The following is an 11,699-nucleotide window of genomic DNA, read 5'->3' as shown; positions in this document are numbered from 1 at the left end:
GTGAGCCGCGCTGGCAAATAAGGCATCATCAGCCACTTGCTCACAAGATATCCGCTATTCTGCTATCCAACCTTGTGCCAACTGGCAACAATCTGCGGCATAATCCATAGCTGTCCAAACCTACTAATCTAAATATGGCTACGCGAATTGCCTATGTGATCAACCGGTATCCAATGGTCAGTCACAGTTTCATCAGAAGAGAAATTCTGGCGCTGGAACGTCAGGACTTTGAAATTCTGCGAATTTCCATAAATGGCTGGGATGCCACATTGGTAGACGAAACAGATCAGCAAGAGCGCCTGAAAACTCGCTATATTCTGCAAAACCAAACCATTTCCCTCTTGCTGGCGGTATTGCGAACCCTGTTGATGACACCCAGGCGTTTCTTTACTGCATTCGCCTTGGCAGTTCGCATGGGACGCGGCGCACAACGTTCCGTGCCGTATCACTTGGCATATCTTGCTGAAGCATGTTGCATATTGCCCTGGTTGAAGTCTTTCGGTGCCACGCATATGCATGCCCATTTTGGAACCAACTCGGCAGAAGTTGTCATGCTGGCGCATGCCTTGGGTGGACCACAATATAGTTTCACGGTGCATGGTCAGGACGAGTTGCTTTTTGGGGGAACAGCCGAAAAGGTACACCGTGCTGCATTTGTGGTCGCAATCAGTTCGTTTGGACGTAGCCAGCTTTATCGCAGGGTTGAGCACAAACACTGGTCAAAGATAAAAGTAGTTCATTGCGGGTTGGAAACAGCGTTTCACGGCATCGACTCCGTGCCGCCTGCTGCAATTCCGCGTCTTGTTTGCGTGGGTCGTCTGAGCAAGGAAAAGGCCCAGTTACTGTTGGTTGAAGCAGCCTATCAATTGATGCAGAAAGGTATCGAGTTCGAATTGGTTCTTGCAGGCGATGGCGAGATGCGATCTGAAATTGAGGATTTGATCGCGCAATATGGGCTAACCAAACAAATTCGAATTACAGGCTGGCTCAGCAGCAATCAGGTTCGCGAAGAAATTCTGGCGGCGCGTAGCCTGGTTTTGCCCAGTTTTACCGAAGGATTGCCTGTGGTCATCATGGAAGCCTTTGCTTTGCGTCGGCCCGTATTGGCTACCTATGTCGGTGGAATTCCAGAACTGGTCATTCAAGGTGAAAACGGATGGCTATTCCCTGCCGGTTCGGTTAACGAACTAGCGGCAGCTCTGGAAGATTGCCTGTCGAAATCCCCCGACGAATTGAAAAAAATGGGAGATTCTGGATTTCATCGTGTCGTGGAACGTCACTCTATCGATACTGAAGCTGCCAAACTTGCAGAACTCTTTCGTGCATCCAGCCAGCAGTATTCATGATTATGCTGCCGCAATATTCAATTTCCAGCCTTGAGCATCCGGCTCAATATACCTAACTGCACCAGTTTTTCGACATCTCCAACGCGATCGTCTTTCCCAAGTAAGAATTCCTGCCAACATTGCCGAATAGCGTCTCTATCAAAGATTTCGGGATCGAATAAATCAGCTTGATTCAGAATATTCTCGAAGCTGCGTCTCCATTCAGGATCGGTTGCATACAGTATTGAATGCTTGGGCCACGAACCTGTTGTTCGGTAGGTGTTGCCAAATATAAAGCGTCGTACTTTGCCCAGAATGGGTTTGATACGTCGTGTCAGTTTATGTGCTGCAGGTGGCCAGCACATCGGTAGCATGCTGTTGGAATTCATCACCCATGCCGCGCGGGGATGCAGTTTATGTATCAAAAGCGCACCAAGATTCTTTTCATTGCGAAAACGCGATGGAAGCATTTCAAGCACTTCATGAACATTGGCATCGAACATCATGTTTCTTTCCGGTACGCTGCTACGCAGGTCCAAGAACATGAAGAAAGTTGGAATGGTCTGCACGGAATTCCAGCGCAAACATTGATCCCCTAAAATAAGCGGATCTTTGGAGGCATCGAAAACCTTCCCATAATAATCCGTGATTTCGTGCTCGATTGAAGTTTCAACTTCTGCGCGAATTTTCGCATTCAGCAAAGACAGGGTCGCTTCCCTGTTTGCAGGTCGATAAAGAGGCAGCCTAAGTAGATCAAATACACTCACAAATTCTTCTGGTAAACATCTTTCCTTGCCGGCCTGATCCACCGAACAACACAGTTTGCTAAAGGCTTCACATAGATCGCCGAGGATAAAACTCGTCGCGCCGTACTCCTCATTGACGCTGGCTGCAGCCTCAGAAAAGTGGCCGTGAATCCAGACATAGTTTCCGCCGGTCTCGTACACGGCATTTTCCAACGATCTCAAATACCACAGGTTGTCGCGCCAGATAACCTTGTGTCGAAGACCAAGCGCTTTTGCCGTCTTTCGTGCCACTTTAACTTCGAGGTTTTCGCCATCCCCCAGAGTTACCAATAATGGATCCCCACCAGCCGCCTTCAGCGCCGCGGCAGCAAGCCTGGAGTCGGTCCCGCCGCTGAAGAAGACTGCCAGGTTTTCACCACTCTGGACCAATCTGGTTGCGGCAGACAACAAACGTTCTGATGTCAGGTTTACCCAGTCAGTCAAGGATAATTCATTGTCAGGCCGGTGATGAAAACTATACCAGCGATATTCATTGTGATTTCCTTGAGCATCCAATCTGACAATCGTTCCAGCCGGAGTGCCTTCGACTCCTAGAAATAGATTCTTGCCAGGATCCACCGGACCGCCATAGAGAAGGAATGATGCAACGAAACCCGCATCCAATTTGGGGGACGGCAAAGAAAGTGCAATGGCCGTGGGATGCGAAGAAACAAGCCATCCGGAATTGTGCCACTTTCTCCAGAGCGGGCGCGAAGCCATGCGATCCGCAATACAATAGGTAACGTCACGTTGGTCGTTGCGATAATAAAATCCAAATGAGCCATGAAGTTCTGATAGCCATTCCGCCAACGCCTCGAACGATTCCTTCCCGTCAATCTGGGCAAGACACCACTCTGCAGCATCGCTCTGATTGTTAAAAGCTTGTCTGGACTTGGCTCCGACAAGATAGCCGGAAAGTACAAGGTACGAGTTTTTCCCTCTAGCGATGAAGTGAATATCTCCATTGGCGCGTCCCCAGATGAGAATACTTTCTCCTTGTCCGATAGGGCTGTATTCATAAGCTGCCTTGCAGGTAGCGGGAACGATACGTGCAGGGTCAACACCTGCCCCGTCGGTGCCACTGCTAAAAACTTCAAAACCATTCATCATGCATTCCTCATTTATCTGTCAGCGGTGCAGCCCCGCCAGATCGGGCAGTATTCTCCATTGCTAAAATGGAAATCTTACGGATAGTTGCCTGCGCAGCTTTTTGCATTACGGGCAGATTGTCGAAGTAGAACTCATCCTGCGTTTTGCCGTCAAGCGTTGCATGCGTTAAAGCTTGCCTCTGTTAAACTAAGGGTGAAATTCTTAGTACACATGCATTTTTACAAATTTCTTTCAACTTATGAGTATAAAAAAGCTTCTTCGCAATAACATCGCCCAGTTACTTTCACTAACGGGACTCACTTCACCGGCTCGCAGCGGTCGTGGACGCCTCTCTATTGCAACCTTTCACAGAGTGCTGACTGAAGCTGAACGCCAAGTCTACCCACTCCCCGGCCTTTGCATAACGCCCGAAGAACTCGATGCGTTATTGGCATACTTTGCCGAACATTTCGATTGTGGCACGCTCGCAACACAGCACGAACGTTACCTGGGCGGCGAAATCACAACGCGCCCGCTCCTCGCAATCACATTCGATGACGCACAGCATGACAACTACTTCAACGCACGTCCATTACTGGCAAAACATCAGGTAAAAGCATCATTCTTCGTTCCCGTTGAAGCAGTCGAACAGCAGGAACCGCTGTGGCATGACCGACTCGGTTTTGCAATCCTTGCACTGCTCAATCAGGCAGATGGTGGTCGAGAAAAATTGACCCGGATTCTGGACAGCGCGGGACTTTCGGCAAGCCGCGATGATGGACTGGTAGGTAGCATCATTGAAGCATCGAAGAAACTACCCCTCCAAACAAGATTGGGTTTGATTGAAAGACTCGTAGTCGCGTCAGGCACGGCTCAGGTTCCAGCGTTTGCAAGGCTCATGACATTCAGTGAAATTGCGGAACTGGTCCGGGATGGGCACGAAATAGGCTCACACAGCATGACGCACTGCCTGATGCCTGAATGTGACGATGAAACACTGATGTACGAGCTTGCAGATTCCAGACGTATTCTGCAATCGCATCTTGGTCAACGTATTGAGTCATTTTGCTACCCGAATGGCAATTCGGACATCCGTACTGGCGAAGCCGTAGCAAGAGCCGGCTACCTGCGGGCGGTAACCACCACATGGGGAAATAACGGAAAAAACGGAGACCGATTCCAGCTTCGTCGCTACAACATGGATGCCAGGCGAGTTTTTGATTCAAATGGAAAGCTGATGCCTGCCATTCTTGCGTTCCGCATGAGCGGTTTATTTCCAGTGTAAAAAACGTCAGCTATTGATCCTGCTCACATAGCTTTTACGTATTGATAGATAGCTCTTTTCAATTTGCTTGAACCCATCCGACACTCTTTAACTTGGCAAAAACAATTTCAGCAAGCTTCTTGTAACCATCTGGATTTAAATGCCCACCTTGCCCATTTTTGCAACGAGTGTAAATATCACATGGATCGCGATCTCCGAGGTATTTATTAAACTCCTCTGCCACTTCGGGGACAACCACCCCTGCATTTTTCAATCGGTTGGCGAGCTCTTCATACGGCAAGTTTCCGTGATCGCGAAGCCAAAGTATATCTTTCACATCCGGAATCAACAAAACCATAGCCTTTTGGTTGCGCTTGTGCGCTTCACTTACGAATGCTTCGATAATTGCATCGGTAAGTTGCAAAGCATGGGATGTATGGGCCGGATCATAGAATGGCGAATAGCTGGGGTAGCCCTCGATTCTAGCAATGAGGCGATAATGTCGGATTGTGCCGAGCAGTGACAGAGTGAAAGGAAACTTGAGACTGTGAATCCCTGACGGACCGCCCGGCGCGAAATAGTCGTAAGGCAAAAGCTCTTGTGCATGCGAACGAAGGCTGAGGTGCTCTTCTTCAGTCAGTATCGGCAGTGGAATCAGTCTCAACTCATTTGATTCCAACACGAATCGCGGCTTTAGCCCAATGGGTTGATTTGTAAGAAAGCCTCGCTCTTGATTAATGTTCCGGGTAATGTTGTCGGAGAAATGCCCCAAAATGACTATCGGAGATTTATCTTTGATTACTTCTTTATAACGCAGGTATGCCTGATCCGTGCCATATCCACCCACACCATAATTGGCAACGCGACATCCCATCAACCGTGAAAGCACATTGCCATAGGCTTGTTCGGGAGTAACTTCATCGCCCCAAGTAAACGAGTCTCCAAAAACTGCGACGCAACTAGGAAGTGATGGGTCAGGAAATGCAGGAACGACCCGTGAACCGGAACGATCGTACTCTTCGTGCCCAAAACTGGTTGGACTTGGCCAACCAAGAACAGGGTCGCGGTTCTTCAAATAACTTGCGTAGTTTTCTACTCGCGAAGGGGCGTAAAGCAATGCCTTGTCTGCGAGAATTTCCCCCGCTATGTAGCTCATGATTTCTACAGGCACCGCTACAATGACAAAGAGCAAGAGAACTTGAAGAAGTCTGCGCGCTGGGGATGATTTGGCGGTCATTGGTCACTAAATAAAGTATTAATCCAGTTCAAAGGCAGTCTCGTAATTTTGCTTGAGCGCAGGATCCTGATCTTCCTTATTCAAGTAACAATTGCCAACTGCCAGGACGTCTAAGTCAGTACCCATAAAGCAGCGAAACGCATCTTCCGGTGAACCAACGATGGGCTCACCGCGCACGTTGAAACTGGTATTCACCAGAAGCGGACAACCTGTTTTACGCTCAAATGCCGACAGTAAAGCGTGATAGCGTGGGTTGGTGTCTTCATGCACTGTCTGAATGCGTGCCGAGTAATCAACGTGCGTAACGGCTGGAATGTCAGACCTGGGCACATTCAGCTTGTCGATACCGAAAAGTTGATTTTCTTCCACCGTCATTTCACGACGCCGCGATTTCACCACATCAGCCACCAGAAGCATATATGGGCTTTTGCCTTCAAGTTCGAACCATTCACTCACGCGCTCTCCCAAAATTGAAGGCGCAAAGGGTCGGAATGATTCGCGGTATTTGACTTTGAGATTGAGCGTCTTTTGCATGGTCGGGGAGCGAGGATCGCCAAGGATCGATCTATTTCCCAGAGCGCGCGGGCCAAATTCCATTCTGCCCTGAAACCACCCCAATGCTTTTCCTTGCGCCAGATCATCCGCGCTCTTATTGATCAACTCCGAGTCTTCGAGCGTCTTGAACTTTGCTCCGCAGTTTTTCAGGCGTGTTTCAATCTCAATCTGGGGGAACGCCGGCCCCAGGTAGGAACCACGCATGGCATCACCGCTCACTTGTCGTTTTTGTCCGAGCTGCAAGTAGTTGCCAGCTAGAGCGGCCCCAAGTGCGCCTCCTGCGTCGCCTGACGCAGGCTGGACATAAATGTTTTCGAAGCGACCGTCGCGCAATACCTTGCCATTGGCGACGCAATTGAGTGCAACACCACCCGCCATGCACAAATTCTTGATTCCGGTTTCAGCCCGTAGTGCGCGTGTAAGCCGCAATACTACTTCCTCCGTTACGGCTTGAATTGAAGCTGCCAAGTCCATATGCCGTTGTGTCAACATTTGATCCGATTTGCGCGGGGGACCGCCGAAAAGTTCATCAAACTTTCCATTGGTCATAGTCAGTCCGGCGCAATAATCGAAGTAAGACATGTCCAATCTGAACGATCCGTCCGGTTTGACATCAATCAGATGTTTGAAAATTAATTCTGCGTATTTCGGCTCACCATAAGGTGCGAGTCCCATTACTTTGTACTCGCCGGAGTTAACCTTGAACCCCGTGTAGTAAGTCAAGGCAGAATACAAAAGGCCCAGCGAATGAGGAAAATGAATTTCCTTGATTACTTGAAGATTGTTTCCTTTTCCAATCGCGACAGAGGTTGTTGCCCATTCGCCGACACCGTCCATCGTCAGGACTACAGCCTCTTCGAAGGGAGAAGGAAAAAAAGCGCTTGCTGCATGGCTGAGATGATGTTCACTAAACAATAACTGTCCATTCCACTTGGCGTCGCTGTCAATTTTGTGAAACTCCTTGCGCAGAAGATTCTTAAGAAAGAGCTTCTCGCGCAGCCAAAGTGGAATTGACATCGAAAATGACTTGATCCCGCGTGGTGCAAATGCCAGGTAAGTCTCAAGTAAGCGCTCAAATTTCAGGAATGGTTTGTCGTAGAACACGACGTGGTCTACATCACCCAACCCGATACCGCCTTCGGACAAACAGTAGCGAACCGCATTCACAGGAAACCGGGAATCATGCTTCTTACGTGTGAAACGTTCTTCCTGAGCCGCAGCAACAATAAATCCGTCCTCAATCAACGCCGCAGCGCTGTCATGATAGAGCGCCGAGATACCGAGAATGCGCAAGGAGTTCCCCTTTAAAACAATGTATAAATGAAGGGCGCAATTGCAGAGCCCTGTGCCAGGACAATAAGCACACCCAAGAAGAGCATCATTACCATAATGGGCCACAGCCAGAATTTTTTTCTGGTGCGCAAGAAGGCCCAAAGTTCTTTAATAATTTCCATAATTATTTCCTAGAATTGCTGTGTCATTGAGTCAGGCGATGGCCCAGGCGGATCGCGCGGAATCCAGTATGAATTTGCTTCGGGATCGAACTTTAAGCGTAGCGAGTCCTTTCCTCTGAATCTCATCACTGCGCCGAGCGGAGTGATGACTGCATAAAAAAGGATACCCAAAGCAATCGGGCTGATCACTTTGCCCATCAAAACACCAAGTTTTGACCAAAGCCGGTTAAGCCCTGAAAGCATTGCCGGTCTCACCAAGGCAATGAGAGCGAATATTGCCGCCAAACCAACTGCCCACCAACGCACCGCTCCACCGTGGAGCAGCGGCAAGCCACCAATCAAGCAAAACATGCCTGCAAACACTAAGCCAAACGATCTGTCGGACGAAGTCTCTATATGCTGATCTCTATTTAGATTTTCGTGTGCCATTATGTCGGCTCCAATTTCAAGTTTTTCAGAAAAATAACGCTTTAGTCCACTTAGGAATTATTCGCACACAATTTTGGAGGCTAAACTGAATCCATAAATTTGTCCATTGTACCAAGGGGAAGTTTGGCGACGGCCTATAAATTACCCATCACGTACACGGTTACTGGTGAAAACCCATTTGCCGCGTTACTGTCAGTTCGTTTCAAGCACGTCAGACAATACGGAGGAATCTATTACAGTTATATTAAAGAAATGCTGACTAAGATCACGTTCCAGCGCAACACGTGAAATTTGTCGTGATTTTCGCGTTCAATTTCTTCGCTCATGGCATCAATCATGATGACCAAAGTTCTTGCGGCGAACCGGGCGGAGCCGGCCAGAAGAAGCACTTGACCCAGATCAGGCCAATCGACTGAAAAATAATTGACTCTACCCCCTTACTGGTCCGCCACCATGCGTGAAGGTCGAAGCCATCAGGCTTCGCTGCCAATACGCCAACCTGAACCTTGTTGCCTAAAGCGATGCTGAAGAGCAAACGTGAGCGACGTGCATGTGCACCCGACGAAAACAGATTGATCGCTTCGATCTTACTTCCGGACTTCGATAACCATTCGCGCACCATAACAGCACTCAGAAACGTGCGTTCCTGCGCCGATGGCGGGGCCGGCACCACATGAATCAGCTCTCTTGGTACGCCATGCTGCGCGAGATAATCGGCAGCCATTTGTGCGAAATTGCCATATTTTGTTTCGGGCCAATCTGTCGGGCCACCTGTTGTTACGACGCTTGTATAGTTGCCCATTTTGAAGGCCTGCACAGCCTGGTCAAGCTCGGTCCGTGCAAGCCACCCTTCTACTACAAGCATACGTGCATCGACGGGGGCATTAGGTGCAAGAAACCCGTAGATATTTTGCACGCAGAGCATGCACACAACAGAACAAATAATCAAAAGGAGAAACCAACCCCAAATTGTTGGCAGGCAAACCTGGCGTTTACGACAGAGCGTTATATTTGGCATTAAGAGTTGATCAGTGATCTCTATCACGATTGGGTGACAAAATTTAGGACAAGATGAAGAATTCAGCCAACATCAATGCCAAATTCGAACGCGATGAATACTACGCAACAGAGTGAAATCATGCAACAATGGCAAACAACCAGATAGACTTGTGCAACTTCAGTTTGATACAGCCAGAGAATTACGCTCGTTTCGCAAGGAGTCGTAAACGCATCCGTGAAAAAAATGAGTTTTTCTGCCAACGATTTGGGAATGGTTTCCGGAATTACGTGAGTGTCCGAACTGGAAAGCGCGCCATTGACAAATGCAAGATTGCGCGAATTTAGATCTTAAATTTAAATGAGGTTATGATGATCACAAAATTGGCATTGAAAAATTCCAACGTTAAGGTTCTGGCGGTCTTCGCAATTCTCTGCCTCGGTGCGTGTGGAGGTGGAATCGCCTCTGGAAGTGCCACAGCTACTCCACCAACTGGCACCACACCAGCTGCTCCCGTAGCAACCGGCAGCACGCCACTCGGCAATCCGCCAGATCTCACCCCGCCCTTAACAAATTCGTTCACGGCCACAACATCCCGCACCACCGGTGTTGCTCCCTTGTCGGTGTTCTTCGATGCCACCGCCACGACTTCGTCACTGACCACTAAGCCATTCCATAAACTTCAGTACACTTGGGATTTTGGAGATCCTGCTGGCAGTCCGGTAAACGGTACAACCTGGGCAAATGGTTCAACTCCTGGAGTGTCAAGCAGAAATGCGGCAACAGGCGCAGTGGCAGGGCATGTGTATGAAAATATAGGTACCTTTACGCCAAAATTGACTGTATACGATGGATTGACATCCTATTCTGTCACCACCTTGCCATCAATAACTGTTACTGATCCGGCTACAGTGTTTTCCACTAATACCATTTGCATTGCAGCCACATCAACGCCTATTGCCGGAAATAATGGATGTCCACCCGGGGCAACTGTTTTGCAGCAATCCGCATTTGATACAGCGATGAAAACTGCAACTGGCAGCAACGGATGTGGTACTGGTGTTATATGCAAAAGGATTTTATTTAAGAGGGGTGATTCTTTTTCACAATCAGTGTCGTTTAATCTCTACATCAATGGCCCCGGAATCATCGGCTCTTATGGTACAGGTGCAACACCTGTTATAACAGGAACTATGGACGATTCTCAGTTGCTTTTTGGAAAACTTCAATATCCTTCAGTAAATAGCTGTTCTAATCCCGGATCTTGCATAGGTGGTGTTTTGGCTGACTGGCGCGTAATGGATTTGAACTTCATAGGAATGGCAACAGGCGGCACAATTGCAAGCTCAACTTCAGCAGTGAATATGGCAGGGCAGTTTAATAATCTAACATTTCTAAGACTTTCCATGAGTGGACAACGTGCCGCGTTCGGAAATGGCGATCAGGGATTGGATTTGTATAACAACACTGGATGGTGTTGCCATAACATATGGACAGGAATTACTCTTCAAGATTCCACTATTTTCAATCCACAAGTTGGTACTGTAGGAAACACAGCTACTTATTCTTACGGTGTCTACATGAGTGGGGATCGTGTCTTTTTTTCAGGAAACTCAATTGATCTGGGTGGAACAGCATTGACTACTGAATCTCATGTGGTCAGGTTCACTTACCTGGGACAGGCAGCAATAACAAATAACACGCTGGCACATCCGGGACCAACAGAACAAAACATCAAGCTAATGGCTCCTGGATTTCCGGCAGCATGGGGCGGGGCCGGCGATATCGACCCAAATCCCTGGTGTCCCACTGCCGCTGGATGCCCAGCAGTGGACATAGCAGGCCTGGGCAAGGGATATACCAGATGGGTGGAAATATCGGATAACCAATTCATCAGTGGCAGTAACAATTACATGGTCGCCGCCGCGCCGCAGAGTCAGGGGAGCGATGAACGGATCAGGGATGTTGTGATTGAGCGCAACCACTTCGCTGCAAAAAATAGTACTGTATCTGTCGCGCTTTATCTCGATGGCTTCGACTACACCGTCAGAAACAATACGTTCGATATGAAGGTGGCGGGGGGGCCGGCAAATGCCATTGCTTTTATAGCTGAAGTTGGTGGAAACATTTCTGTTGCCCCTGACGATTTGATGGCATACAACAATTCCTACTATTCCGGCTATGCAATAGGGGGGAATAACATAAATTTCCTGCAACTAAATACCACATCGACCACTGTGGACGTGGAAAACAATCTTGTGTACGCCCCTTTATCCACCAATGGGCAGACATCCGTTATATATGGAACCCCCAAAGCGGGGAGCATCGTGGCCCCTAATTCGACAACAGCGCAGATGAAGACTGTAGACCCCTTGTATGCTGTTACACCTCCGGTTAACCCAACAGACTTCAAACCTGGCACTGGCAGCTATGCGATAGGTACAGGTGCAAGCGTGCCGGTATGGACAGACTTCTTCGGCGCACCCAGAGGTGCAGCAAGCGCAGTAGGCGCAACATATGATATGGGCGCTGTAAATCATTAACTGTTACGCATCAGACTCAGC

Annotated in this window: 9 protein-coding genes; 3 read left to right on the top strand and 6 right to left on the bottom strand. The window is 48.6% G+C overall.

Annotation, left to right across the window (positions count from 1 at the left end):
* Positions 1-134 precede the first annotated feature (134 nt).
* Positions 135-1,346, top strand: coding sequence for a glycosyltransferase family 4 protein (locus tag QOY30_RS07855; RefSeq protein ID WP_283744076.1), 1,212 nt, complete (start codon positions 135-137; stop codon positions 1,344-1,346).
* 17 nt (positions 1,347-1,363) lie between these two features.
* On the opposite strand, the gene QOY30_RS07850 is transcribed toward QOY30_RS07855, so the two are convergent.
* Positions 1,364-3,217 carry an asparagine synthetase B family protein gene (locus QOY30_RS07850; RefSeq protein WP_283744075.1) on the bottom strand — a complete coding sequence of 618 codons (1,854 nt, stop codon included), beginning with the start codon at positions 3,215-3,217 and terminating at the stop codon, positions 1,364-1,366.
* Positions 3,218-3,458: 241 nt separating this feature from the next.
* Here QOY30_RS07850 and QOY30_RS07845 point away from each other — a divergent pair, with 241 nt between their 5' ends.
* A complete protein-coding gene (locus QOY30_RS07845; RefSeq protein WP_283744074.1) occupies positions 3,459-4,484 on the top strand; it encodes a polysaccharide deacetylase family protein in 1,026 nt (341 codons plus the stop codon).
* Between the two features lie 58 nt (positions 4,485-4,542).
* On the opposite strand, the gene QOY30_RS07840 is transcribed toward QOY30_RS07845, so the two are convergent.
* The 5 genes from QOY30_RS07840 to QOY30_RS07820 all read right to left on the bottom strand — a co-directional run bounded on the left by QOY30_RS07840 (position 4,543) and on the right by QOY30_RS07820 (position 9,054).
* On the bottom strand, positions 4,543-5,700 hold the full coding sequence (locus QOY30_RS07840) for an SGNH/GDSL hydrolase family protein (protein WP_283744073.1): 1,158 nt from the start codon (positions 5,698-5,700) through the stop codon (positions 4,543-4,545).
* A gap of 18 nt (positions 5,701-5,718) precedes the next feature.
* Positions 5,719-7,548: a carbamoyltransferase family protein gene (locus QOY30_RS07835; RefSeq protein ID WP_283744072.1), complete on the bottom strand. Its 1,830-nt coding sequence runs from the start codon at positions 7,546-7,548 to the stop codon at positions 5,719-5,721.
* An 11-nt stretch (positions 7,549-7,559) separates the two neighbouring features.
* A complete protein-coding gene (locus tag QOY30_RS07830) occupies positions 7,560-7,709 on the bottom strand; it encodes a DUF5989 family protein (protein ID WP_283744071.1) in 150 nt (49 codons plus the stop codon).
* A 9-nt stretch (positions 7,710-7,718) separates the two neighbouring features.
* Positions 7,719-8,138 carry an SxtJ family membrane protein gene (locus QOY30_RS07825; RefSeq protein WP_283744070.1) on the bottom strand — a complete coding sequence of 140 codons (420 nt, stop codon included), beginning with the start codon at positions 8,136-8,138 and terminating at the stop codon, positions 7,719-7,721.
* A 334-nt stretch (positions 8,139-8,472) separates the two neighbouring features.
* Complete coding sequence (locus QOY30_RS07820; RefSeq protein WP_283744069.1) at positions 8,473-9,054, bottom strand: YdcF family protein; 582 nt, start codon at positions 9,052-9,054, stop codon at positions 8,473-8,475.
* 449 nt (positions 9,055-9,503) lie between these two features.
* On the opposite strand from QOY30_RS07820, the gene QOY30_RS07815 reads away from it, so the two are divergent.
* Positions 9,504-11,678, top strand: coding sequence for a hypothetical protein (locus tag QOY30_RS07815; RefSeq protein ID WP_283744068.1), 2,175 nt, complete (start codon positions 9,504-9,506; stop codon positions 11,676-11,678).
* The last annotated feature ends 21 nt before the right edge of the window (positions 11,679-11,699 follow it).

The sequence above is a fragment of the Sideroxydans sp. CL21 genome, assembly GCF_902459525.1.
GTDB lineage: Bacteria > Pseudomonadota > Gammaproteobacteria > Burkholderiales > Gallionellaceae > Sideroxyarcus.
This window is presented reverse-complemented; position numbering and strand designations above follow the sequence as displayed.

Excerpts from the sequence above, each read along its gene's own strand:
- QOY30_RS07855 (WP_283744076.1), top strand. The coding sequence starts at position 135 with ATGGCTACGCGAATTGCCTATGTGATCAACCGGTATCCAATGGTCAGT.
- QOY30_RS07850 (WP_283744075.1), bottom strand. The coding sequence starts at position 3,217 with ATGAATGGTTTTGAAGTTTTTAGCAGTGGCACCGACGGGGCAGGTGTT.
- QOY30_RS07845 (WP_283744074.1), top strand. The coding sequence starts at position 3,459 with ATGAGTATAAAAAAGCTTCTTCGCAATAACATCGCCCAGTTACTTTCA.
- QOY30_RS07840 (WP_283744073.1), bottom strand. The coding sequence starts at position 5,700 with ATGACCGCCAAATCATCCCCAGCGCGCAGACTTCTTCAAGTTCTCTTG.
- QOY30_RS07830 (WP_283744071.1), bottom strand. The coding sequence starts at position 7,709 with ATGGAAATTATTAAAGAACTTTGGGCCTTCTTGCGCACCAGAAAAAAA.
- QOY30_RS07825 (WP_283744070.1), bottom strand. The coding sequence starts at position 8,138 with ATGGCACACGAAAATCTAAATAGAGATCAGCATATAGAGACTTCGTCC.
- QOY30_RS07815 (WP_283744068.1), top strand. The coding sequence starts at position 9,504 with ATGATGATCACAAAATTGGCATTGAAAAATTCCAACGTTAAGGTTCTG.